Source organism: Sulfitobacter sp. L-8, assembly GCF_056859255.1.
On record NZ_JBSXOD010000046.1, the window covers coordinates 279,853 to 304,402 of the forward strand.

Genomic DNA, 24,550 nt, shown 5'->3' on the forward strand with positions numbered 1-24,550 from the left:
CTCGCGGAGCGTCAGAAGCGTGGGCCGACAGTGCACCCCCCATCAGACACCCCGCCAAAGCAGTGCGGCAAAGCAGATTAGAAATCAGCCTGAACCCCGACATAGAATGCCCTCTCCGAGGTGTTATAGCCCCGGACCGTTTCATATTTCTCGTTCGTAAGGTTGCGCACGGTAAAATATGCGTTCGCGCGGTCCGTGATGTCATAGCGCGCCGTAAGATCAACGACCGTATAGTCATCAAGCGGCGTCGCTGTGCCAAACCCGTCCACGACACCAGCGACCCGCGTGATCTGTAGGCCGGTGGTAAACCGGTCCGTCACGTCGAAATCTGCCCCGACGATCAGTTCGTGGGTAGGGACCCGTGTCAAACGCGCATTGGCGCTTTCTCCAAAGGTGTATGTGTAATTGCCGTTGACCGATATACGGTCGGTAACGCGGTAGTCACCCGACAGCTCCACACCTTTGGTGACGGTTTTACCGGGAACTTGTGCATAGGCAAATGTGGCAAAATCAAAGTCGATCAGGTCGGTGATTTCCGTGTAAAAGGCGGTGGCTCGCAAGGTCGCCATTTCGCCAATTCGGTGTTCGACACCGAGATCAAGGCTGGTGCTGGTTTCCGGTGCGAGATTTCCGCCCGCAAAGGGACCGAACCGTTCATAGAGAGATGGCGCCCGGTAGCCGGTTCCGATTGATGCCCGTACTGTTGTTGCTTGCGTCGTGTGCCACGCCAATGCGGCACGACCGGAAAACTGACCTTTGAAATCGGTATAGTCGTCGTAACGAAGCGTGGTGGAAAGCTCCAGATCCTCGCGAAGCGTGAACTGTGCCTCTGCAAAAGCGGCCTTGTTGGATGCTTCGTATTCGGTACCGTCAAGCGATGCGCGCTCTTTCGTCCAGTCCAGACCAAATGCCAAGTTTGTCGCGGGCGAAAGCTCGACCCGTCCGAGATAGGCGGCTTTCAGACGTTCACCGATAAAGCTTTTGGTGAAGCCTTTCGCGTCATAGCGATTATTGCGGAATTGCGAGACCGACAATTCGTGCACCCAAGCGCCTTGGGTGTATTCGGCAAAGGCGCGCAGGCCCGCACGGGTTTCGTCTGACACACCGGAACTGTCGGTTGTAGAGCGGTCAAATTCGACGGTACTGTCAGACCATAGCCCCGCAACGCCCACCTTCAATGCATCGCTGACCTGGTATGCGGCATACAGGTTGGCAGAGCTTTGCTTGAAACCATCCTTTTCCGTGTCCGAGCTGCGGGCAGAAAAACCGTCGGTTTGAACACGGCTCAGGGTGAATGCCAGTTCAACCCGATCGTCCATGAAACCAACGCTGCTGGTTGCCGTGCGGGTGTTGAAACTGCCATACTCCAGTGTGGTGCGGCCTGATGCGCCTTCGACAACCGGGCGCCATGTTTCGACATCAACGACCCCGGCAATCGCATCCGATCCGTAAATCGCGGTTTGCGTCCCCTTGATCAGCGTAACCCGGTTCACCGCACCGGCAGTCAGGGTGCCGAAGTTAAAGCTTGATTGCGTACTTGATGGATCAGTGACTTCGATCCCGTCGACACGGACGCCGATATATGTGCTGCCCAAGCCGCGCACCCGCAAGGTCGACCGCGTTCCCAGTCCACCATTCGCGCTAAGCGACACGCCAGGCAGACGCGCCAGCGCATCAGCGACGCCGGGCCCGGATTTTTTCAGATCCTCTGCGTCCACCACTTCGATCGTCGCGCCGGTTGCAGCCAGCGTGGTGGGCAAAAGCCCGCCGTAGACCATGATCGGGCTTAGGGCTATAGTGTCATCGGCCTGCGCGAACGCCAGCGTCGGGACAAGTGCGACTGTGCACAACAAGGTCTGTTTCAAGGTGTATTTCATAACGACTTCCAAGCCAAAATTCCGGTCAGTGACCGGTACATAACAATTTTACCTGGGGAGGGATTATCCGCCCGCAGATGGTGACTGACACCACTGCGGAAATATCCGCCGTTTCAACGCGCCCCGCGCCCAAACCGGGTGTTCTCTTTTGGCAGGTTCCTGACTTGCGGATCGTACCTTGACTGACTGGAACCACCCGGTATGCGGGGGGCATTTTCAACCTGTTACGTCGCTCACAGTTGCGGGGGCAGTTATGGATTCCCTTTTGACAGGTCACCACATTCCCTTTTAACCAGACACCCGTAAAACACCGAGCGCCCAGACCAAAAGCCTGCCCTAAAAATCACTGGACCAGATTTCTGTCAAGTGCGGAAAGCGGCGAAATTCAGACGAAAACGGTACAACGTCGATTTCGTCAAGTTTCCATCGCGATCTTCAGTCGCTCCCAATCGGCCGCCGTACCGGGAAGACCCATGCGTATCCAACTGGGGGAATAGGGGAAGACCCGTGTCCAGATGTGACGCTTGGCGAGCATTTTCTGCGCCAGAAGGGCGTCATTCGTGGCGTAGGTACGAAACAGTGACGTACCGCCAACCACCGTCCAACCGGCGGCGACAGCCAGTGCATCCAGTCGCTGCGCATCGTCGCAAAGCCGCGCCCGCGTGGCCTGTGCCCAAGTATCGTCGTGTAGCGCCCGCTGCGCGATTTCTATTGCCATGCCCGACACGGGCCAAGGCCCGGTCATTTCGCGGAATTTCTGCGCCAGTTCAGGCCGACACAGCACAAACCCCAACCGGACGCCTGCAAGCCCGTAGAATTTTCCGAAAGATCGCAAGACCACCACGTTGTCGGGCAGGACCAGAGCATCGCCCTGCCCCACCAGCGACGCATCCGGGTCTGCGTCGGCAAAGCTTTCGTCGACGACCAGCAATCCGACGGTTTGCGCCAGCGCCATCAGGGTGTGCGGTGCATAGACGCGCCCGTCAGGGTTGTTCGGGTTCACCACAACGGCAAGGTCGCTGCCTTCCAGTGCTTGAAAGAGACCCACTTCTTCCACCTGCCAACCACCGGCACGCAACGCGGCTGCGTGTTCATTATAGGTCGGGGACAGGACGCTAGCCGTACCGACCCCTTGCACATGCGGAATCATCTGTATCGCCGCCTGTGCGCCGGCAACGGGAATGACTTCGCCGGTGGTCCCGTACGCGTGCTGCGCTGCGCGTTCCAACTGCTTCAGGCTTGCGGTTTCGGGCAGACGGTGCCAGGCGCTGGCGGTTATCTGGCCGACCGGATACGGCACAGTGTTTATACCAGTCGACAGGTCGATCCAACTGTCCGGTTGGCCACCATAACGTGCAATCGCCCGAGCAAGATTTCCTCCGTGGTCACGCATTCGTCATCCTCTCGAGCAGCGCAATCAATCCCAACCCCAAAGCGACAACCAGCATGACGCGTTGGTAAAGCCCCAGTCCCCGGCGCACCGATCCAGCGTCGGGATCAGCGGCCTCACCGTTCAGCCATGGTTCGTTCGCGACCATGTTCCCGTATACCCGGGGGCCTGACAGGCGAATATCAAGCGCTGCGGCCATCGCCGCTTCGGGCCATCCGGCATTCGGTGACCGGTGCTGGTTTGCATCGCGGAACATCACTTTTCCAGCGTGTCGCAGTCGACCCGAAACCACTGTGAACAGCCCCCCTGTGATCCGCGACGGGATCAGATTGGCAAGATCGTCGAGCCGGGCAGCCGCCATTCCGAAATGGACGTAGCGCGCCGACCGGTGGCCGATCATGGAATCGAAGGTATTGATCACCTTGTATCCGACCAAGCCGGGCAGCCCGAACACCAGCCCCCAGAACAATGGCGCAATCACCGCGTCAGAACTGTTTTCGGCCAGGCTTTCCAGAGAAGCCCGCGCAATGGCCTTATCATCCAAGGTTTCCGGGTTTCGGCCAATGATCAACGACACGGCCCCGCGGGCCTGATCGGTTTGACCCCGGGCCAAGGGCAGCGCTATCGCCTGCACGTGATCATACAGGCTCCGGGTGGCAAGAAAAGGCCACGACAGCAGCCCGCCAATCAACACACCGGACCAACCGTTTGGCAGGACGGAGCTTACTGCCACAGCCGGATACACACAGGCAACAAGCACTAGAAACACTGTGATCGCCCCGTAGGCCGTCAGTCTGACGGGCGAATGTGACGGTCGGTTCAGGAAGGCTTCAAGCTTGCTGATCAGATGACCGATCCAGCTCACGGGGTGGCCGATCTTGCGAAATACCGCCATGGGCCAGCTTACGGTCGCTTCAACCAGAAAGCCCGCCAACAACGCGGCTGCGAAGGACATCATATCGCGGATCCCGTGGTAAAGCTTGTGATCCCTTGCATCCCGGCATCCCGAAGGGCGTTTTGCGCATTCACAGGTATGCAACCCGGCGCGAAGATGAAGCCCCGCGCCGATCCCGTGTGCGCGCGTACGTATCCTAGCGCCCCGAGCTTATGGGCAAGTGCCGCCGACGGATCATTCAATGGTCCACGCAACTGTGTTGTGCGGTCCGCCGCTTCGGTCGCGAGCTGCGCAATTTTGGCTAGGTCGGCGGCGTCCGTGGCATCGCCCCAAGCTGCCAATAGGTCTGATATATCGGCAAACCGGTCATCTTGGGCATCTGTCCATATAGGTGGCCCGAAATAGCCCCCGAGGATTTCAGCCTTCGGAGGCGTTTTGAGGTGGCGATAAATCCGTGCCTTTCGCGATGCCCAAACAACGCCGTCGGGGCGTGCCAACATCAAAGGGTCGGTGGCTTTTTCGACATGCAGGCAGGCTGCTGCCAACTGTCCGTCATCAGCACCCACCGCGCGACCCAGAGCCACCAAAGCCGCCGTCGACGCCCCCGCCCCCACGCCTTGCGGCACATTTGCGGACACCACGAACCGACCTGTCTGCGGGCGCTGAAGACAGCAAAGCAAACGGCTTAGATGCTGGCGGGACACCGCCGCCGGACCAGAAACGCTCAATTCCAAATTCGGGCCGGATTCATACCAGGCTTGCGCAAACAGCGTGTCGCACCGCAGCGTCACAAGAACCACTGGACCCTCAGCCCCCAAGCGCCCCTGAAGCCATTCGCCGAAATGTCCGTATGCCTTACCCGCTGGCGGCAGGGTACGCAGGATTTCGTCTTGTTTGTACATCTGGACCGTTGTTGAAAAGCGCCTGCGGGGATCTTTGCGCATATTCACCATCGCACTTCAATCTACAACATCGCGGCCAAGTTTCTTTACCTCGGCCACATCTTTGGCTTTCGGCAAGGCCTTCTCTTGGCCGGGGCTATACCAGCATCGCGGTTCCCGACACCTGCGTTTCGCTCGCCGGGTCAAAAACCGGATTGACTCTGATTTTGTATTTCCATAATTCGTGAAATATGGAATCAATGTTGATCACGCGCCTTTCTGCCTTAAGCCACACTCAGCGCATGGCTGTTTTCAGGCTGCTGATGCGGCGCTTTCCCGATGCGTTGCCTGCCGGAGAAATCGCTGATGTACTCGCGCTGAAACCCAGCACCGCTTCGGCATATCTTGCGACGCTCACCCAGGTCGGGCTGATTTCGCAACGTCGCGAGGCAACGTGGTTGCGATATACAGTTAATCTGGATGCGGCCCGGGAGATCGTTGGAGGGCTCTTTCAGGACTGCTGCCAGGGTCGTGCCGATCTCTGCCCGCCGTCCTTTTATGATCTTATCGGCGGCATCAGCCCGGCCGTCGACCGAAAATTCAATGCATTGTTCATCTGCACTGGCAATTCGGCCCGTTCGATCTTTGCCGAAGCCATCCTGAGGGACCTCGCGCCAGACAGGTTCGATGTGTATTCGGCTGGCACGTCGCCCCAGCCCGGCCTACACCCGTTCGCTTTGGAAATGCTCGTGGCCAAGGGGCACGATGTGTCGACTTTACGCCCCAAGACCCTCGGGGAATTTCAAAGCCCACAGGCCCCCCGCATGGATTTTATCTTTACCGTCTGTGATCGCGCAGCCAACGAAGAATGTCCGACCTGGCCCGGGCAACCGGTTTCAGCGCATTGGGGCCTGCCGGACCCGGCCAAGTTTCAAGGAAACGTTGCGGAGCGTCAGCTTGCGTTTCAGCAGGTGTACGGCGCAGTCCACAACAGGATCAGCGCTTTCGCCTCATTGCCGTTCCATGCGCTCGACCGGGTTTCTCTGCAAAAAAGCGTGGATGAGATAGGCCGCAAAACCTCAGGACAGGATCACTGAAAATGACGACATATGCAATCAACGGCTTGGGCCGCATCGGCAAACTTGTGCTGCGCGCATTGCTGGAACGCAATGAGAAGATAGCCTTCGTCAACGATACGACGGGCGACCCCGCGATGCACGCTCATCTGCTGGAATTTGATTCAGTCCACGGTCGTTGGCCGGCAGTTTTTTCGGCGGACAATACATCGATCACCATTGACGGAACCCGAATTCCCGTCACCAGCAACCCCGGTCTGGCGGATCTGCCGCTTGCGGGCGTGGACGTGGTGATTGACTGCACCGGCGCATTCAAGACCGAGGCCAAGCTGGCCCCCTATTTTGGTGCAGGTGTCAGAAAGGTGGTGGTATCGGCCCCTGTGAAGGACGGGCCGACGGCGAATATCGTGTATGGGGTCAACGAAGGAATCTACGACCCTCACGCGCATCATATCGTCACGGCAGCAAGCTGCACGACCAACTGTCTGGCCCCGGTTGTCAAGGTTTTGCTTGACGGCATAGGGATCAGGCACGGTTCGATCACGACCATACACGACGTCACCAATACCCAGACCATCGTTGACCGTCCGGCAAAAGACATGCGCCGCGCACGTTCAGCACTGACCAATCTTATACCCACGACCACGGGCTCGGCCACCGCGATCACGCTGATCTATCCGCAGCTCAAGGGTAAGTTGAACGGTCATGCTGTCCGTGTACCCTTGTTGAACGCTTCCATCACCGATTGTGTTTTTGAGATGTCACGCGACACAACAGTGGACGAGGTCAACAGTCTTTTCCAGGCGGCGGCCGAAGGCCCGCTCAAGGGTATCTTGGGCTACGAAACACGGCCGCTGGTGTCGAGCGATTATACCAATGATCCCCGCAGCAGCATCATTGATGCGCCGTCGACGATGGTCGTCAATGGCACCCAGGTCAAAGTCTATGCCTGGTACGACAACGAATACGGCTATGCACATCGTTTGGCTGATGTGGCGCAGATGGTAGGTAACGGGCTGTGACATCTCGGCCAGGGCTTGCCGCCTATATCACGGTCACGGCGGCGTACTGGGCGTTCATGTTGACGGACGGTGCACTGCGCATGTTGGTGCTGCTGCACTTTCATACGATTGGTTTTTCCCCGGTCCAGCTTGCCTATCTGTTTGTTCTCTATGAAGTTGCCGGCGTTGTGACCAACCTGTCCGCAGGCTGGATCGCGGCGCGGTACGGGCTGACGGCGACGCTTTACGCAGGCTTGGCGCTGCAAGTCGCGGCGTTGTTGGCGTTGGCACAGCTGGATCCGGCGTGGGGTGTTACCGCATCTGTGGTGTTTGTGATGCTGGTACAGGGCGCATCCGGAGTGGCCAAGGATCTTGCCAAGATGAGCGCAAAGAGCGCCGTCAAGGTGCTCGCTCCTGCCGACGGCTCCGGGTTGTTTCGCTGGGTCGCGGCCCTGACGGGTTCCAAGAACGCCGTCAAAGGATTCGGCTTCCTGATCGGGGCGGCGGTTCTGGGGCTGTTTGGCTTTGTCCCGTCGATCCTGACGATGGCGGCGATCTTGTTCATCATATTGATCGGGGTGGTTGTCGGGATGCCCAGGGGCCTGCCTGTCGGACGCAAGGATGCGAAGTTTCGAGAGGTCCTCTCCGGCAACCGCAACATCAACTGGCTGAGCCTGGCGCGGTTGTTTCTATTCGGCGCGCGCGACGTGTGGTTCGTGGTCGGGATCCCGATTTATTTCTATGCGGTATTGTCGGATGGCAGCGACGCCGCAGACCGGCAGGCGTTTTTCCTGATCGGCACGTTCATGGCGATCTGGACAATCTTGTATGGCATTGTCCAAAGCATGGCACCGCGTATTCTGGGCAACGCAAAATCACTGTCGAACACTGGCCTGAACAGTCAGGTGCGCCAATGGACCGCCGCGTTGATGCTGATTCCGACGATATTGGCGGCGCTGGTATGGGCCACATCGCACCCGTCCGTCACCTTGACCGGCGCTATTGTGTTCGGACTTTTGACCTTCGGGGCGATCTTCGCGGTCACGTCATCGCTGCACTCGTATCTTATCCTCAGCTTCACCGATGCCACCAGAGTGACGATGGATGTGGGATTTTACTATATGGCAAACGCGGCGGGTCGGTTGGCCGGTACAGTTTTATCCGGCGCAATGTATCAATTGGGCGGGCTGGCCCTGTGTCTTGCGACCGCCGCTGTCATGATCGGGTTAAGCTGGTGGGCAACCACGCAACTGCAAGCACCGGTACAAGCAAGGGATGTCGTTTAGGCCGGGGACAGGATATGGATCTTGCGATCCGCCAGCATGTCTTTTGTGCTGTTGGCATAGGCTTTCATATGGTCAGACCGCGCATGTGCGCCTAGCGCCTCGAGGCTGGCCCATTTTTCGATGACAACAAAGGTGTCCGGACCAAACGACGCCTGCATCGGACCGGCATCCGGGGTGTCGATCGTGGCTTCATAGGCGATGCAGCCGTCTTCTGCCAACACCGCAGGAACATTTGCATTGAACAATGACAGTACCGCGTCGCGTTGGCCGGGCTTGGTGGTAATCACAGCGACCACATGAACGTTAGACATAAAATGCATCCTATCTGCGTTGAACTGGTTCGCGTCACGCTAGCGGCTCTGACAGCAGGCGGCAACGACGCATTACACCTTGATGACCCAACGGAATTGGTAAAACCGGTTTGCGCACCGGTCTGGTTCGCTTATGAAATGGGACGACACGCCGGTTACGGAACACGAGACCGGGACACCGACAGATGCAGCCTTGAAACCACGGGATAGCCCATGACCGAAAATATCCAGATCACCACTGCCGACCGCGTGACGACGCTCACGATTGCAAGACCGGAAAAGCGAAACGCGATCACGCAGGCGATGTATGGGGCTATGGCCGATGCGCTGGAACACTACGCCAACAGCGACGATGCCCGGGCCTTTGTCATTACCGGAGCAGACGAATATTTTACCTCTGGCAATGATATCCGCGATTTCTCCATGGGCCACCAGGGTGACGAAACCCCAGCGGTATTACGCTTTCTGACCGCAATTTCGCACTGCCCCAAACCGGTAATTGCCGCTGTGAACGGCCCTGCCATCGGGGTGGGGGTAACGATGTTGCTGCATTGTGATCTGGTCATGGCCGCCACAACTGCAACTTTCAGCACACCGTTCGTCCAGCTTGGGCTGGTCCCGGAAGCCGGTTCATCCATGCTGCTGCCCGCCGCTGTCGGTATGGCAGTCGCTAACGACATGCTGCTTGCGGGCCGGGTGCTCGATGCAACCGAAGCACGGAATTTTGGCTTGGTATCACGTGTATTTCCGGGCACTGAGCTTTTGAGCGAGGTCAACGCCACAGCCATCCAGGTGGCGGCATCCGCGCCCAATTCAATGAAACAAACCAAGGGCCTTATCCGGCAGGGTCGCGATCAGATGCTCGAGCAGATGCGCAAGGAATCCGTCCTGTTCGCGGCGCAACTGAAATCGTCGGAATTTGCCGAGGTGGTCCAGGCCAAGATGCTCAAGCGGGTACCGGTGTTTGATTGATCGGCCAGACTTTGCCCCTCCCTATTCCGGCTGTCGCGCAAGAAAGTCAGACACCAAGGCCAACCCTTTTTTCAAGATATCGGGATTGTTGGCATAGCCGATGCGCACATAGCCTTCCATGTTCATCGCCGACCCGGGTGTGAACATCACGCCGGTTTCGTTCAATAGCGTGACGCAGAATTCCTTTGATGATACTGGCAGGTCGTATTTCAACAAGGCCGTGGTGCCAGAGCGTGGCTTGACCCAGCTGATGCGAGGCTCCTTTTCCACCCAATCCTCAAGCAGGGATAGATTGCCGCGGGTGATGGTTTGACTGCGCGCCAAAACCTTTTCCCGGTGCTCTAGCGCCAATGCGGCGAAATAGTCATCAATCACCCCGACCGAAATCGTGTCGTAGTCGCGATGGATCGACACCGCTTCGATTACCTCTTGCGGGGCAGCGATCCAGCCCAGCCGTAATCCGGCCAGCGAATACGCCTTGGACATGCCCGCTGTGCTGATACCCTTTTCGTAAAGATCCGCGATAGACGTTGTCATCCCTGCCCCATGCTGGTCGGTGCCACGATAGACTTCGTCGCACAAGATCCAGGCACCTGCGGCGCGGGCGATCTGCACGATCTCTTCAAGCATCGGCCGTTCGATCAATGCTCCGGTCGGATTGTTCGGGTTGGTTAGCGCGATGAGCTTTGTACCGGGCACAACCAGGTCGCGCAGCGCATCGAGATCGGGCAGAAACCCGTCGTGTTCGCGCAGTTGTAGCTGCTGCACATCCGCCCCGATACTTGCGGGAATGGAATAGTGCTGCTGATAGGTTGGTACGATTGCGACAACCCTGTCACCCGCCCCCACCAGCGCCTTGTGCACCAACATATTGGCCCCGATCGTCCCGTGTGTGACGATAATGTTTTGCCGTGCCTGGGTGTCATAGATCCCCGCAATAGCATCCCTGAGCCTGTCCGATCCTTCGATCGCACCATACGTCATCCTCATCGTCAGCAAGCCAGACAGATCGGTATCGTTTTTACCTGTAAGCTGCAAAAGCTCTTTTATGGTCAGGCTTTCCACGCAGGTTTCGGCCAGGTTCAATGCACATTTTGTCTCCCATTCGTTCATCCAGATTTCTACGCCGAAGGGTTCAATGTACATAAATGGGTCCTTGTGAGTAAGAGGCGTGGTCGTCGTCGAAAGCCATCGAACAGTGCCACGTTTTCAGCGCAGTTTGACCAAACATTCGTTGGCTTGTCGATATCTATGCCGATATTTCAGGGTGAACGTCCGAAAGCATCAACAAAGGGCCCGATCGACAATCTTGTGCGCGCGCCGCACATCACGCTTCATGGCGTCCGGACAGCTACATCAGCTTGATCAATAGGGCGCGTGATCGGTCGGGCGTCGCAGTTCCAAAGTCTCTTGTGCCATATCAGCGGCAAGGTTTGAGACATCTTCCCGAGAAATGCCGCGCAGCAATTCAACGCGCAATGCAGAGACATTGGCTTGATAGCGTCGCGCAAGCCGCATGGGGTCCGCATCATCCGGCAGCTCGCCTGCGATACGGGCGGCTTCGAAACCTTCTGCGAATTCAGCGCACATCCGATCAAGATAGCGTTGCGATACCTCGGTAATTTTCGGATCGGTGGATGCCGTATCAATAACTGTTTTCATCAGCATGCAGGCCCGGCGCGAAGGATCTTCCTGCGCCAATTCCGCATAGTTCCGGAACTGTGCGGCCAAGCCTGCAAGCGGCGTTGCAGCCTTGGCCATTTGTGCGCGAAAAGCCCTTCGGGACGTTTCGAAATAGCGTTCGAGGGCCAAGAGATAGAGGTTCTGCTTGCTTTCGAAGGCCGCATAAATGCTTCCCGGTTTCATCTCCAACGCGGACTCCAAGTCTTTCAAGGATGTCGCATGGTACCCTTTACGCCAAAACACAGCCATGGCCGCATCAAGTGCGGCATCACGATCGTAATTGGCAGTACGGGGCATGGGTCAGCCTCTCATCTCGGCAAGTTGGTTCAGAATGCTGGTGTAATTCTCGACCCCCTGCGCCCCGGTGACAAGGTGCTTGCGGTCGAAAACAATGGCCGGCACGCCGGAAATACCTTGTTGCTGCCAGAACTGTTCCGCCCCGCGCACCTCATTGGCAAAGCGTTGATCTGCAAGCACGGCTTCGGCCTCGGTGCGGTCCAACCCGATTTCAGCCGCGATATCTGCAAGAACATCATTGTCGGACAGGTTGCGACGTTCTGTGAAATGGGCGGTGAAAAGCGCCTGCTTCAGGTCGTGCATCCGGCCTTGCGTACCCGCCCAATGCAACAATTGATGGGTGTTGAACGTGTTGTGCATGCGCGAATCTTCGGCCCAGGCAAATTCAAATCCCAGACTGTCTCCGAGCGCTTTCATCTGTTGGCGCGATTGCTCGGACTGTTCCGGCGTGCTGCCGTACTTTTCCATGATGTGCTCGCGGGTGTTCTGACCCTCGGGGGGCATCTGCGGGTTCAGTTCAAACGGATGCCAGTGAATTTCATGAGGCGTTCCGGTTGCGTCCAGTGCCGTTGACAGTTGGCGATAGCCGATAACACACCACGGGCACATGACATCAGATACAATGTCGATACGTAAAGGTTCAGTCATTTCAAACTCTCCGGTCATGGCCGATGACCTGACGATTATCCCCAAGCCACAGACGTAAATCTTTGCCGCCGAACGCGACAGCCACGGCGGTTGCCATCAGCCGGACAACAATATAGGTACTGCGACCCGCGTTTGCCATCGTGCCGGTAAGGATCCGCGCGAAAAATGATGCCACTGAACGATGCCGCCACTTTTGCGAGTTCACCGTTCTTGCGCATGATACCCATCCCTGACCAGACGGGAAAATGCCGGAGCGGTCCCCCACTCCGGCACTTCACCGTCCAGCTTATCACTCGGCGGCGACGGCGGTTTTCTTTTCCCACGCAAACTTTTCGAATACTTTGTCCACCGGGGTATTTGCGAAATGGTTGGTGTAGTTGGACATTAGCTTTTGCGCTGCACCCAGGATGACTTCCAGAATATTGGTCTGCGTGAAACCCGCGTCCAAGAAAGCCTGTGTGTCGGTATCGGATACAAAGCCGCGGTCCCGAACCATTGCCAATGTGAAGGTGCGCAGCGCTTCAAGTTTGGGCGTCGGGAGCGGCGTTTCATTACGCAGCGCTTCGGTGATCGCGTCATCCACCTTCATCATCTTCGCAATACCGGTGTGAGCCGGCACACAATAGTGACAGTTATTTTCGACATTAACAGTCTGCCAGACAACGGTTTTTTCCTCATTGGTCAACGTGGTCGCCATGAACTGTTGGTGGGCAAAGTTATATGCGGCAAGCAACGGCGGGGCGGCGGCCATCGTGCCGTGCAATCCCGGAATGCGGCCATTATTCTTGAACGAGGTTTCCAAAAGCGGCTTTGCGTCCTCTGGGGCGGATTCGATTGTGTGTATCTGGAAGGTTGCCATGGTGTTTCCTTTCAAGGAGAGGTTTTCATGTTCGATGTTTCTGGAATAGCGCATCTTGAGTGATCACTCAACATACAATTTGAGCGATCACTCAAAAAAGTTGAGCACCTCTACGCAAGCATCGTGTCATATGAAAATTTCAGGGGCGGTCGTGCGCCAGCGGCCAAGTGTCGCGCAGGTGTCCGGCAGGCAGATTTTTGGCAAGAACATCGGCGCAAAGCATCTCTATGGTGATCCGGCGCTCCATTGCTTGCCGACGCAGTCCTGAAAATGCCTGCTCCTCGTCACACCCTTGTTCCCGCATGGTTTTCAGGACCGCGAAGATCACCAACTTGCGGTAACGGATCTTGGAGTTGAGCCGCTCCTGCTGCGCAGCGATGGACAGCCTTTCTTCGTATTGGTTCATCGCGAACACGATTGAGCCATAGATGCCCGCCGAGCGCACCGGCTTGAAAATCAGCGAAGCCGCGTTGTGACCCAACACCCATTGCAATCGCGACGGTGCTTCGGACCCCACCAGCGCAATCATCGGCACCTCAAGGTCCAGTTCCCCGATAGGCAAATCCTGATCGCTGTCGAAAAACAGCAGGTCGAACTCACCGCGCTCGCAAAGCTTGCCGCCGACGCCGCAGCAAGACACCCGAAGCCCCAAACGCTGCAAATACAGCTCAAGAAATTGCCGGTTGGGATCACAGTCATGCCAAATCATTGCACGCAGTCCGCGAAACAACATGCGAGGCTTCTTTCGCGTCATGCTCAAGACTCCTTCGCCTCGGTGTCGACCACATGACGCGCCTGTGCAGACGCCCCCTTCGCCTTCCATTCGGTCTCGGGGCGCGCCTGGGCCTCGCCCTGCCATACCAGGAACGGGTCGGGGTCAACTGGCTCGGCGGCCTCCCAAATGATCTGAAACGAAAACCCGCGCCTTGAAACCGCCAGTCGCGGCGTAAGAAAACTGTGATTGGTCGTGCGGTCGATGCGCACCGTGCCTTCTGGCGCTTCAAACGAAAACGTCTTGGCAGCATCGCGGACCGCGCTGACCGCATCGGTACCGGACGCAGCGATTGAGCGTCCCAGTATCCGCGCACAGACATATGCCGATTCCGCGTCCACCGACGGCGCGGTATCATCGCCGAACCTTTCGCGATAGCGTGTCAGGAAATCGACGTTCTCGAGTCGCTCCAGGCTGCGGAAATAGGTTGCAGATGTCAGATGACCGATAGAAGCCGGTTCACCGATGAAGGGGAGCTCTTCCTCGCACAAGCTGCAACTTACGACGGTAATATCCCCTGGTTCCAGATCCGGGTGCGCCGACACAGCCCGCCAGAGCGCACGATAGAAACGATAGCTCGCCTCTCCTACGAGAGTATTGAACACCACCGGCGGCTTCAATGAAATGATCTCGGAAACGATGTGGTCGATATGGAGATCCCCCATTGTGACCAATCTTTGGGCAATAATTCGGCCGCCCCCTTCAATTATCTGCTCGCGCAGCAGGCGGTTCGATTCCCATGTCCAGATATAGTTGGACCCGACGCAGTAAATTTCAGGTACCATCGCGGCAAGAATATAGCGCACCAACGGGATCAGATGCTGGTTGGGCGACGCGCCGAGGTAGAGCACATTTTCGCTCGCCTCGAAGCCCTCGTACCGTGCCGAATGCCATAGCAACGTGTTTGTACGCTCCAAAAGGGGCAAAATCTGCTTGCGCGCCGCAGACGTGTAGCACCCGATGATGTGCTGGCAGCCGTCCTCATAGATCATCCGCTCACAGTTTTTACTGTAGGTAGAAAGTTTGCCGTGGCAGTCCTTGAACACGGGCTTCAGCTTAAAGGAACCGTCAAGCTCGGCGTTGGCTTCCTCGAGCCCGAGAATCGCTGCATTGACCATACTGGCGTTAACATCACCGTAAGGCCCGGTGATGGAATAAAGAATGCCAACCGGTATTTCCGCAACGCCATTATGTATATTATTCAGTGACATATCTTTTACACCTAATCCAAATATACCTGGTCATAACTGCGTTCCACGACCCCCAGTGACCCTCGTCAGCGTCACGGAACTCAACCCAGTTGACAAGTTAATATTTATGAGGCAGCGTTAAGTGGTAGCAACGATGCTACGCCATGCAAGACCTATCGTGAGGGTGGTAAAGCCCGCTTTCTAGACCGGTTTTTTTGATCTTGCCGCCTGTGCGGACATGTTTTGTAACGTGCCGATCGGGCAGGATCAGACGGAATCTTGCTGGGTTACGTTTTAACTTCTGACACCACCGGATATTTAATCCGAAGGCATGTGCGCCTCTTCTCCCGATCCGGGACAAGGGGCTTTTTTTGTTTCTATTCTGTTGTTTCGACCCATTGCCATCCCGCAGAAAGGCTCCTCCGATGTCCGTTTCGATGCCCTCCATCAACCAGCTTCTTTCCATCGCCAAGGACAAGGGGCTTGAGCTGTCCAGCGAGGAAGCGGCGTCTTATCGCGGGCTGATGGCAGGCACCATTGCATCATACAAACGACTGGATACGTTGCCGGAAGCCAAGCTTCCCGTGGTCGCGCCGCGCGATCCGGGCTATCGCCCTGATGCCAAAGAAAACCCGTTTAATGCGTGGTACTGGAAAACCGATATCAAGCTGAAGGATGACGGCCTGTTGGCCGGAAAGTCCGTCGCGATCAAGGATAACATCTGTGTGGCGGGCGTGCCGTTGATGAATGGATCGGCGCTGCTCGAAGGCTTTGTGCCCGATGTTGACGCAACGCTGGTGACCCGCATCCTGGAAGCCGGAGGCACGATCGCGGGCAAGGCCGCCTGCGAGGATCTTTGCTTTTCGGGTGCGAGCCACACCAACGCCTATGGCCCCATCCGCAACCCGCACAAACCGACCCACAGCGCTGGTGGTTCGTCGGGCGGAAGCGCGGCGGTTGTCGCGGCCGGGGATGTTCCGATGGCGATCGGCGGCGATCAAGGCGGCTCAATCCGCACCCCGTCCGCATGGTCTGGCGTCTACGGGCTCAAACCGACCTGGGGGCTAGTGCCGACATCGGGGGCCATGCCGATATCCTATTCAATGGACCACCTTGGCCCGATGTGCGCCACGGTCGAGGACACTGCCAGACTTCTGAGCGTCATCGCCGGGGACGACGGCTGGGATGCCCGCACCGTGGGGGCCAAGACGCAGCCTTATATGGACGCGTTGGGAGGCAGTGTGAAAGGGCTCAGGATTGCCGTGCTCAAAGAGGGGTTCGAACACGAAGAAAGCGACCCCGGTGTAAGCAAGACTGTGCGCGACGCCGTGGATGCGCTGCGTTCTGCCGGTGCGGAGGTAACCGAAGTATCCATCCCGCAACATTATGACGGCCCGCATATCTGGAACGGTATCATCCTCGAAGGGGCTGCCGAGATGATGATCCGCGGGAACGGCTTTGGCTCGAACGTGCATGGCTATTATCCCACCAGTTTTATCTCGCACATGGGAAAAGGCTATGACACCCGCATCAATGATGTGGCCGCGACGGTGAAAATGGTCATGCTGTTGGGCGAATACATGCATCAGACCACGCATGGCACATATCACGCCAAAGCACAGAACCTTCGTTGGGGGCTACGCGCGGCTTATGATGCGCTGCTGAAAGACCACGACATGATCGTGATGCCAACCATCCCGTTCACCGCCACCGAGATCCCGGCCGACGATTGCGGCCTCGAGGACTATGTCACGTCTGCCCTGAACATGCAGGCCAATACCTGTCCGTTCGACGTGACCGGCCACCCGGCCTTCACCATTCCGGTCGGCATGATCGATGGCCTTCCGGTGGGCATGATGATGGTGGGCCGGCACTTTGACGAATCCACACTGATCCGCGCCGCCCATGTGTTTGAAGGCATGGGCGACTGGAAAGACAGATAATCGGACCACGGACCCCGGTGTGACGGCCGGGTAAAAGTGGCCTCTCAATGCGCCTCGTAATGCGCGCAAGAACAACAACAGGGAAAATGGAGTATCATTATGAAACTTTCACGTAGACAGTTTACCCGCCTCGCAAGCGGCGGCCTTGCCTTTGCAAGCCTGCAAGGCACCCTTTCCACGGCAGGTCTTGCCCAGGAGAAACCGATCAAGATCGCAAACATTCTTGATCAGACCGGCGGACTGAATATTTATTCGCTCAAACAGATGAAGGCGGTCGCCATGGCGACTGACGAGATCAACAAGGCCGGTGGCCTGCTCGGTCGCCCGCTCGAACTGATTTTCTATGATGCGCAATCCAGCAACCAGCTCTACTCGCAATACGCCACACAAGCGCTGCTGCGTGATGAAGTCGATGTTATCCACGGCGGCGTGACCAGTTCGTCCCGCGAGGTGATCCGCCCGATCGTAGGCCGCTTCAAGGGCCTTTATGTCTATAACTCGCTTTATGAGGGCGGGGTCTGTGACCGCCGCCATGTCTCGACCGGCATGGTCCCCGGCCAACAGCTTGATGCGCTCTGCCCCTATGTGGTCAAGGAATTGGGCGGCAAGAAAGGGTACATCCTTGCGGCAGACTACAACTATGGCCACATCACATCGAAGTGGTTGCAGAAGTATATCCGCGACTTGGGCGGTGAAGACCTTGCGGTCGAGTTCATACCGCTTGATGTTTCAAACTTCTCATCCGTGATTGCCCGCATTCAGGACGCAAAGCCCGATGTGGTCTGGTCCGCTCTGGTAGGCGCTGCGCACATGAGCTTTTACCGTCAGTTCCATGCCACGATTGGCACCGACGAGATGATGCTGGCGTCGACGACCTACAGCATCGGCCGCGAACATGTCGAACTGGCACCGGAAGAAGGGAAAGGCATCATCCTTGCCACCTCCTTCTACGATGGTCTCGACACCCCTGCAGCCAATGACTTCGTGCGTCGTTTCAAGGAATACACCGGCGAGAACGACTATATCGGCGAATATGGCGAAGGCGGCTATCGCGGCATGGCGCTGTGGGCCGAAGCCGTACGCCGCGCGGGTTCAGCTGAACCGGACGCGGTGATGGATGCGCTCGGGGGTACGTCGGTGGAAGGTGCCGGCGGTCTTTATACCATTGACGGCCAGACCAATCACACGGTCATGAACATCCACGTGGCCGTGCAGGACGACAAGCAGGAATTCGAGGCGATCCGGACCTTCGACCAGATGCCCCCGATTGATACGCAGCTGGTGTGCAATCTCAATGAAAATCCCAACGACACAACTCAGTATGAGGTTCAGCTCGACTGAGACGGTATAGGCCGCCCGGCCCTTGTCGGGCGGCCACCCGTTCGTCCCCCTGCGTCGGCAGGGCCGCACTAAATTTCCACTCTGCTGTATCAAGCAGGGCTTTCCATGGGAGAAGCCAATGGATTCATTGATGGTATACGTCTATCAGATTGCGTTCTCATTCAGCATTCTGATCCTGATCAGCCTTGGGCTGGCACTTATTTTCGGGATGATGAAGGTCATCAACCTGGCTCAGGGTGAATTCCTGATGCTGGGGGCCTATTTCTGCGTGCTAGGGTCCAATCTGGGGCTGCCGCTGTGGCTGGCAATGTTCGCCGCGGGCCTGGGCGTTGGCCTGGTCGGGGTCATCGTTGAACGCACAGTGATCCGGTTTCTTTATGGTCGGGTGCTTGACACATTACTTGCCACCTGGGGCATCAGCCTGTTTCTCATGGGTATTGTCACCACCATCGCGGGTCCGCAGTCGCAATCCGTGCCCTCCAACATGGGCCCGGTCAACTTTGGCGGACTGAACGTACCCGGCTACAGCCTGGTGATGATCGTGGCGGCGCTGCTGATGCTCGCGGGTACCTACGCGATCTGGCGCTTCACCAATCTCGGCCTGCTGGTGCGCGGCACCATGCAGAACCCGGAAATGGCAAGGGCCCTGGGAACCAATACCTCGATGATCTACATGTTCACCTTCGGCTTTGGCTCCGCGATCACCGGGCTCGCCGGTGCATTACTGGTACCATTGTTCGGCGCATCGCCGACGATGGGGTCGTTTTACATCTCCAAGGCTTTCATCACCGTCATCTCGGGTGGCCCGTGGCCGTTGATCGGCACGGTTTCGGCCTCCGGTCTGTACGGCGTGATTGACGGGGTGGTGTCTTATGAACTTTCACCCGTGCTTGCTGAAATCTGTGTGCTCTTTGTCGCTGTGGTCATGCTGCGTCTGCTGCCCCAGGGGATCACCGGCCGCATGCGGAAAGGGATCTGACAACGATGGCAAAGTTTCTTCAAAGATTGCAAAGTCCCTCGGGCGAGCGCCCCGGTGCTGCATGGTGGGCGTTTGTCGTGATCGCCAGTCTCATATTAGCCCTTCTGCCCCAAACCCTTGGCCTAGCGCAACTTCTTGACCTATCGGTTGTGCTGGTGCTGGCGTTGCTGGCGCTCAGCATGAGCTTCCTGTGGGGCTACATCGGTATTCTCAGCTTTGGCCAGACGGCCTTTTTCGGCACCGGCGGCTATGTATATGCGGTCGCCGCAATGAACTTCGACAGTACCACCCTGCCCTTTTTGCTGGGGATCGTACTGCCGATGCTTCTCGCGGCGGTGCTGGGATATTTTATGGTCTATGGCAAGCTGAGCGACATTTACTTTTCGGTAATGACGCTGGTGATCACGCTGATTATGAACAAGGCCATGCGGGCCACATCGGGGTCGCAATATGTCGTGGGCGATGTTCGGCTAAATGGTCAGAACGGTATCCCCGGAGTTCCGCCGCTTCAAGTGCCCTGGAACCCCGAAGTCACCCTGTTTATCGACCACGTTTATTACCTTGCTGCGGCGTTGCTGATCCTTGTCTACATCGGTCTAAGGTTGCTTCTCACGACGTCTTTCGGCCGCGTCATGATCGGCATTCGCGAAAACGAACAGCGCATTGAACTGCTGGGCTATGACGCACGCCGTTACAAACTGCTTGCGTTCATCCTGTCCGGCGCGCTTGCAGGGCTTTCGGGCACCATGTTCGCGATCTGGGGAAACTTCGTGGCACCGGAAATGTTTGGCTTGGACCGCGCGGCAGAAGTCATCATCTGGGTCATCGTTGGCGGCAAGGCCACGCTGATTGGCCCCATCGTGGGCGTCGGTATTATCCAGTACCTCACGTCATGGCTTGGCATGCAGGGTGTCGGCCAGGTCACCCTGGTGCTCGGCGTGATCCTGATCGTATTCGTGCTGGCCTTCAAGGACGGGTTGGTCCCAACACTTGGTAACCTGCTGTTGAGGCTGGTCGGTGCCGGCCCCGAAAGCCGGATCAAGAAAGGGTCCGACCTTGAGAAAGGATCAGACCTATGAAAGATGTTGCAGGAACAACGCTGATCGAAACGCGGCAACTGGTAAAGAGCTTTGGCGGGGTCCGGGCCACCGACACTGTGGATTTCATCCTCAAGGAAGGCGAGCTGCGATGCCTGATCGGGCCGAACGGGGCTGGAAAAAGTACCTTCTTCAAGCTCTTGACCGGGCAAATTGCACCAACGTCGGGAAAGATCCTGTTCGACGGCGATGACGTGACCGGGCTTTCCAGCTTCGAGATCGCCCGCCAGGGCATCGGCATCAAGAACCAGAAGCCCGATGTCTTCGATGGTCTGTCAGCGCGGGAAAACCTTTGGCTGGCCGCGCAATTCGACACCGATAAAAAGACCGCGGACCGGCGTGTCGAAAGGGTTGTCGATGAACTCAAGCTCGGGGCGTTCGTCCACAAGCTGGTAGGCGAGCTGGCGCACGGCCAACGACAATGGGTCGAGATCGGCATGGTGATGGCTCGCAGCCCCCGTCTTATCCTGCTTGACGAACCTTCGGCCGGTATGGATCAGGAAGAACGGGTACGGACAGCCGAGCTTCTCAAGGCGCTCAACACCACGACCACGATCGTGGTGGTTGAACACGATATGCAGTTCATCAAGCGGATCGCAGATGTCGTCACGGTCTTTCACCGGGGCAAGATCCTACGCGAAGCGCATGTCGATGTCGTGCTCAGGGATCCCGAAGTGCGGAATGTCTACCTTGGCCGGACGGAGGTTGTCTGATGCTCGAAGCAAAAAATCTTATTTCCGGTTACGGTGCCCTGCCTATCCTGCACGGCCTGTCGTTGCGGGTGGATGACAATGAATATGTTGGCATCCTGGGTCACAATGGAATGGGCAAGACCACCTTGATGCGTACGCTGATCGGTCACATCAAGCCCATGTCGGGAAGCATCTCGCTTGACGGCGAACCGATCACTGACGCAGGTGCGCACAAGCGTGCGCGCATGCGGATCGGATATGTGCCGCAGGGGCGCGAGATATTCCCCTCTCTTACGGTGCGCGAAAACCTGATGATGGGTGCGCTCTCCGGTGCTGAAAAGCGCGGCGGTATCGTAGAGGAGGTCCTGGCTGATTTCCCCCGTCTTGAACGTCTTCTCGACCGCAACGGCGGCGCGCTGAGCGGTGGCGAACAGCAGCTTCTGGCGATTGCGCGCTGCCTGTGCGGACGGCCCCGGGTGATGTTGCTGGATGAGCCTACGGAAGGCATCCAACCGTCGATCATCGACGAGATTGCCGACCTGCTTCTGGCGATACGCAAACGGTCAAACATGTCAATCGTGTTGGTGGAGCAAAACCTCGATTTCATTCAGGCGCTATCTGATCGGGTGCTGATTATCCATCGGGGCAACGTGACCCGCACCCTCACTGCCAACGACCTTAATGACCCCGAGGTGGTCAATGAATTTGTAGGCATGGGATGACTCATGCGGACAGTTGAAACAAGGAAAGTGTGATGATCGTTCAGACAGTTCAAATCACCTGCATGACCGGCAACGCGGAGTCGGTCCAGAGGGCGCTTGCCGACGTGGTAGATGACGCCCGTGAACACGAACCCGACACCCTGGATTATATGGTTTTGCGTTGTGACGAAGGCGAAATGGTGCTGTTCACGACTGTCGAATGCTTTTCAGACGAAGCCGCGATGAAGCGGCACAACGAATCCGACGCCGTCGCTCGGTTTTTCGAGGTGGCCGAAACCAAGCTCACGGCCCCGCCAGAGGTTCTTGTGAGCCTTCAGGTCGCCCGAAAGTAACTTCAACAAAAACAAGCCAACCAACAGCTCAGGAGTATAAAACATGCCGGTAACCCGCCCGAACAAAAGACAGCTCAACGAATTGGCCGAGAGCATGGGAATGAACTTTTCGCCCGAAGATCTCGACTTTTTCCATGAGGAGCTTGATGCAACCATGGCCGCCTATGACGCGGTCGATGCGCTGCCTGACTATCTTCCTGCGGTGAAATATCCGCGCGTCACCGGCTATCACCCCGACGCCTCCGAAAACGAGCACAACGCCTGGGCATGGAAGGTCGACGTCGAGGGTGCGGCGGATGGTCCGCTTAAAGGCAAGACAGTGGCGCTCAAGGACAACGTCTGCCTTGCGGGCGTCCCGATGCGCAACGGCTCCAACCTGCTTGAAGGCTACGTGCCGAACATCGATGCAACCATCGTGACCCGGCTTCTTGATGCTGGTGCCACGATCAAGGGCAAGGCGGTTTGCGAATACTTCTGCCTGTCAGGCGGGAGCCACACGTCGCAACCCGGTCCGGTGCATAATCCGATCAAGAAAGGGTATTCGGCAGGCGGTTCGTCCTCGGGAAGCGCGGCGCTTGTCGGGTCGGGCGAGGTCGACATGGCCATCGGCGGGGACCAAGGGGGTTCCATTCGGATACCTGCCGCCTATTCGGGCCTTTACGGTATGAAAGGCACCCATGGACTGGTGCCATACAGTGGTATCATGCCTATCGAATCCACCATCGACCATACCGGCCCGATGACGGCCAACGTCGCGGACAACGCGTTGATGCTGGAAGTGCTGGCCGGTGCCGACGGGCTTGATCCACGACAGTGTAACGTGCAGACGGCCAAATATACCGATGCGCTGGACAAGGACGTCAAGGGGCTCAAAATAGGTATTCTGCAGGAAGGCTTCGGCCACGACAGTTCCGAGAAAGACGTCGATGAAAAGGTCCGCGCTGCGGCTGACCTTTTGCGCAAGAACGGTGCCACCGTCGAGGAAGTATCGGTCGAGATGCACAAGCTTGGTCCGGCAATCTGGTCACCTATCGCTCTGGAAGGTCTGCAATTTCAGATGATGAACGGCAACGGTCTGGGAATGAACTGGAAAGGCCTGTATACGACTTCTCTGCTGGATCACCTTGCGGGTTGGCAAAACCGGGCCGACGAGCTTTCGGATACGTTGAAGATCTCGATGCTTGTGGGTGAATACGGCATCCGCCATCATCGCGGTCACTTTTATGCCAAGGCACAGAATCTGGCGCGCAAGCTGAAGGAAGCCTATGACGAAGCCTTGGACAGCTATGATCTGCTGCTGATGCCAACCTTGCCGATGAAGGCGACAAAGCTGCCCGAAGCGGGTGGTCCGCGCAAGGATATCCTGTCGCGGGCGTTCGAGATGTTGCCCAATACCGCCCCCTTCAACGTGACCGGACACCCGGCAATGGCGATCCCTTGCGGCATGTCGGGCGGTCTTCCCGCAAGCATGATGCTGGTGGGCAAATTCTTTGACGAGGCCACGATATACCGGGCCGCATCCGCATTCGAGGGTTTCGGCGACTGGAAAAAGATGTAAGCGCCCTCAGGAGCAGGCAAGCCTCTTTCGGTCACCAGTGCAGCGGCAAAACGGACTGGTCATGTTAGATTGCCGATCGTAAGCCACAATCTTCAAATGCCCGCCTTGATAAACAGGCGGGCATTTTGCTTGTCGGTTTTTTCACGAAACGGCCCTTCGCTAACTTCGGCACCTCAACCCAAATGATGCGTACACCGCATGGTCGGCATGGGGTCGGCGCAAGACTATGGTTTTCTGCCCAAGGCCCCTTCCAGCATTTCAAGCAACGCCAGCAGGCTCAATTGCCGCACCTTGTCGCGCTCTTGCGCACCCCAATTTTTGGCTTGGTGAACCGTGGAACCGCCGCGTCGGCAAAGTGCCATGTGAACCAGACCTGCCTTATCTTCCGTATCGGCTTCTCCGGCAAAACCAGTGACGGCGACGGCAATATCGGCGTTTGACCGCATTACCGCGCCTTCGGCCATCGCCAGCGCCACTTCTTTGCTGACGGCACCTTTTTCTTCCAACAGCTTCGGATCGACGCCCAAAAGTGCCACTTTCGCTTCTTCCGAGTATACGACGAACCCCCGGTCAAAGGCATGAGAGCAGCCTTCGATATCAGTAAAAAGCGCAGCGACAAGTCCGCCAGTGCAGCTTTCTGCCGTTGAGATGCACCAATTTCGGTCGGTAAGGTTTCGCATCACTGCAGTAGCACGTGCCGCGACTTCGGTCGTTGATGAGAGGTCTTTCAACATTTTCATTTCCTGAT

Annotated in this window: 25 protein-coding genes and 1 riboswitch; of the genes, 12 read left to right on the plus strand and 13 right to left on the minus strand. The window is 57.3% G+C overall.

Annotation, left to right across the window (positions count from 1 at the left end; all coding sequences use genetic code 11):
• Nucleotides 1-77: 77 nt before the first annotated feature.
• The 4 genes from AC13DE_RS10850 to AC13DE_RS10865 form a co-directional block, all read right to left on the minus strand.
• Complete coding sequence (locus tag AC13DE_RS10850; protein WP_483047820.1) at nucleotides 78-1,877, minus strand: TonB-dependent receptor plug domain-containing protein; 1,800 nt, start codon at nucleotides 1,875-1,877, stop codon at nucleotides 78-80.
• Between the two features lie 133 nt (nucleotides 1,878-2,010).
• Nucleotides 2,011-2,220, minus strand: a riboswitch (cobalamin riboswitch).
• A gap of 72 nt (nucleotides 2,221-2,292) precedes the next feature.
• The gene (gene cobD, locus AC13DE_RS10855) at nucleotides 2,293-3,270 is read right to left on the minus strand and encodes a threonine-phosphate decarboxylase CobD (protein ID WP_483047821.1); all 978 of its coding nucleotides are present in this window, start codon (nucleotides 3,268-3,270) and stop codon (nucleotides 2,293-2,295) included.
• The gene (gene cbiB, locus AC13DE_RS10860) at nucleotides 3,263-4,222 is read right to left on the minus strand and encodes an adenosylcobinamide-phosphate synthase CbiB (RefSeq protein WP_483047848.1); all 960 of its coding nucleotides are present in this window, start codon (nucleotides 4,220-4,222) and stop codon (nucleotides 3,263-3,265) included. The genes cobD and cbiB overlap by 8 nt, the downstream gene beginning before the upstream one ends.
• Nucleotides 4,222-5,064: a hypothetical protein gene (locus tag AC13DE_RS10865; protein ID WP_483047822.1), complete on the minus strand. Its 843-nt coding sequence runs from the start codon at nucleotides 5,062-5,064 to the stop codon at nucleotides 4,222-4,224. The genes cbiB and AC13DE_RS10865 overlap by 1 nt, the downstream gene beginning before the upstream one ends.
• A gap of 230 nt (nucleotides 5,065-5,294) precedes the next feature.
• Between AC13DE_RS10865 and AC13DE_RS10870 the strand changes: the two genes are divergently transcribed.
• The 3 genes from AC13DE_RS10870 to arsJ are packed head-to-tail and all read left to right on the plus strand — an operon-like array spanning nucleotide 5,295 to nucleotide 8,406.
• Nucleotides 5,295-6,140, plus strand: coding sequence for an arsenate reductase/protein-tyrosine-phosphatase family protein (locus AC13DE_RS10870; protein ID WP_483047823.1), 846 nt, complete (start codon nucleotides 5,295-5,297; stop codon nucleotides 6,138-6,140).
• A gap of 2 nt (nucleotides 6,141-6,142) precedes the next feature.
• On the plus strand, nucleotides 6,143-7,141 hold the full coding sequence (locus tag AC13DE_RS10875) for an ArsJ-associated glyceraldehyde-3-phosphate dehydrogenase (RefSeq protein ID WP_483047824.1): 999 nt from the start codon (nucleotides 6,143-6,145) through the stop codon (nucleotides 7,139-7,141).
• 56 nt (nucleotides 7,142-7,197) lie between these two features.
• Nucleotides 7,198-8,406 carry an organoarsenical effux MFS transporter ArsJ gene (arsJ, locus tag AC13DE_RS10880; protein WP_483047849.1) on the plus strand — a complete coding sequence of 403 codons (1,209 nt, stop codon included), beginning with the start codon at nucleotides 7,198-7,200 and terminating at the stop codon, nucleotides 8,404-8,406.
• Here the strand turns inward: arsJ and AC13DE_RS10885 are convergent.
• Nucleotides 8,403-8,717, minus strand: a complete 315-nt coding sequence (locus tag AC13DE_RS10885; RefSeq protein WP_483047825.1) for a putative quinol monooxygenase — start codon at nucleotides 8,715-8,717, stop codon at nucleotides 8,403-8,405. The genes arsJ and AC13DE_RS10885 overlap by 4 nt on opposite strands.
• Nucleotides 8,718-8,930: 213 nt before the next feature.
• On the opposite strand from AC13DE_RS10885, the gene AC13DE_RS10890 reads away from it, so the two are divergent.
• Complete coding sequence (locus AC13DE_RS10890; protein ID WP_483047826.1) at nucleotides 8,931-9,689, plus strand: enoyl-CoA hydratase; 759 nt, start codon at nucleotides 8,931-8,933, stop codon at nucleotides 9,687-9,689.
• Between the two features lie 21 nt (nucleotides 9,690-9,710).
• Here the strand turns inward: AC13DE_RS10890 and AC13DE_RS10895 are convergent, their stop codons facing one another.
• The 7 genes from AC13DE_RS10895 to AC13DE_RS10925 form a co-directional block, all read right to left on the minus strand.
• Complete coding sequence (locus AC13DE_RS10895; RefSeq protein ID WP_483047827.1) at nucleotides 9,711-10,835, minus strand: aminotransferase; 1,125 nt, start codon at nucleotides 10,833-10,835, stop codon at nucleotides 9,711-9,713.
• A gap of 219 nt (nucleotides 10,836-11,054) precedes the next feature.
• Complete coding sequence (locus AC13DE_RS10900) at nucleotides 11,055-11,669, minus strand: TetR/AcrR family transcriptional regulator (RefSeq protein WP_483047828.1); 615 nt, start codon at nucleotides 11,667-11,669, stop codon at nucleotides 11,055-11,057.
• A gap of 3 nt (nucleotides 11,670-11,672) precedes the next feature.
• Entirely contained in the window at nucleotides 11,673-12,317 is a 645-nt protein-coding gene (locus AC13DE_RS10905; RefSeq protein ID WP_483047829.1) for a DsbA family oxidoreductase, read from the minus strand.
• A 1-nt stretch (nucleotide 12,318) separates the two neighbouring features.
• Nucleotides 12,319-12,492 carry a hypothetical protein gene (locus AC13DE_RS10910; protein ID WP_483047830.1) on the minus strand — a complete coding sequence of 58 codons (174 nt, stop codon included), beginning with the start codon at nucleotides 12,490-12,492 and terminating at the stop codon, nucleotides 12,319-12,321.
• Between the two features lie 114 nt (nucleotides 12,493-12,606).
• Nucleotides 12,607-13,176, minus strand: coding sequence for a carboxymuconolactone decarboxylase family protein (locus AC13DE_RS10915; protein WP_446297422.1), 570 nt, complete (start codon nucleotides 13,174-13,176; stop codon nucleotides 12,607-12,609).
• 139 nt (nucleotides 13,177-13,315) lie between these two features.
• Entirely contained in the window at nucleotides 13,316-13,930 is a 615-nt protein-coding gene (locus AC13DE_RS10920; protein ID WP_483047831.1) for an ANTAR domain-containing response regulator, read from the minus strand.
• Nucleotides 13,931-13,932: 2 nt separating this feature from the next.
• A complete protein-coding gene (locus tag AC13DE_RS10925; protein WP_483047832.1) occupies nucleotides 13,933-15,159 on the minus strand; it encodes a transporter substrate-binding domain-containing protein in 1,227 nt (408 codons plus the stop codon).
• A 404-nt stretch (nucleotides 15,160-15,563) separates the two neighbouring features.
• Here AC13DE_RS10925 and AC13DE_RS10930 point away from each other — a divergent pair, with 404 nt between their 5' ends.
• From AC13DE_RS10930 to AC13DE_RS10965, 8 genes are all read left to right on the plus strand, one after another.
• Nucleotides 15,564-17,081 carry an amidase gene (locus AC13DE_RS10930; RefSeq protein WP_483047833.1) on the plus strand — a complete coding sequence of 506 codons (1,518 nt, stop codon included), beginning with the start codon at nucleotides 15,564-15,566 and terminating at the stop codon, nucleotides 17,079-17,081.
• A 99-nt stretch (nucleotides 17,082-17,180) separates the two neighbouring features.
• A complete protein-coding gene (locus tag AC13DE_RS10935; RefSeq protein ID WP_446297426.1) occupies nucleotides 17,181-18,422 on the plus strand; it encodes an ABC transporter substrate-binding protein in 1,242 nt (413 codons plus the stop codon).
• Nucleotides 18,423-18,540: 118 nt separating this feature from the next.
• On the plus strand, nucleotides 18,541-19,401 hold the full coding sequence (locus tag AC13DE_RS10940) for a branched-chain amino acid ABC transporter permease (protein ID WP_446297427.1): 861 nt from the start codon (nucleotides 18,541-18,543) through the stop codon (nucleotides 19,399-19,401).
• A 5-nt stretch (nucleotides 19,402-19,406) separates the two neighbouring features.
• A complete protein-coding gene (locus AC13DE_RS10945) occupies nucleotides 19,407-20,480 on the plus strand; it encodes a branched-chain amino acid ABC transporter permease (RefSeq protein WP_446297428.1) in 1,074 nt (357 codons plus the stop codon).
• Nucleotides 20,477-21,211 carry an ATP-binding cassette domain-containing protein gene (locus AC13DE_RS10950; RefSeq protein WP_446297429.1) on the plus strand — a complete coding sequence of 245 codons (735 nt, stop codon included), beginning with the start codon at nucleotides 20,477-20,479 and terminating at the stop codon, nucleotides 21,209-21,211. The genes AC13DE_RS10945 and AC13DE_RS10950 overlap by 4 nt, the downstream gene beginning before the upstream one ends.
• Nucleotides 21,211-21,912, plus strand: a complete 702-nt coding sequence (locus AC13DE_RS10955) for an ABC transporter ATP-binding protein (RefSeq protein ID WP_446297430.1) — start codon at nucleotides 21,211-21,213, stop codon at nucleotides 21,910-21,912. Before AC13DE_RS10950 ends, AC13DE_RS10955 begins: the two co-directional genes overlap by 1 nt.
• 32 nt (nucleotides 21,913-21,944) lie before the next feature.
• Complete coding sequence (locus tag AC13DE_RS10960; protein ID WP_446297431.1) at nucleotides 21,945-22,244, plus strand: putative quinol monooxygenase; 300 nt, start codon at nucleotides 21,945-21,947, stop codon at nucleotides 22,242-22,244.
• 43 nt (nucleotides 22,245-22,287) lie between these two features.
• Complete coding sequence (locus AC13DE_RS10965) at nucleotides 22,288-23,802, plus strand: amidase (RefSeq protein ID WP_483047834.1); 1,515 nt, start codon at nucleotides 22,288-22,290, stop codon at nucleotides 23,800-23,802.
• Nucleotides 23,803-24,026: 224 nt separating this feature from the next.
• On the opposite strand, the gene AC13DE_RS10970 is transcribed toward AC13DE_RS10965, so the two are convergent.
• Nucleotides 24,027-24,536 (minus strand): CinA family protein, encoded by a 510-nt coding sequence (locus AC13DE_RS10970; RefSeq protein WP_483047835.1) that lies wholly within the window; start codon nucleotides 24,534-24,536, stop codon nucleotides 24,027-24,029.
• Nucleotides 24,537-24,550 lie beyond the last annotated feature (14 nt).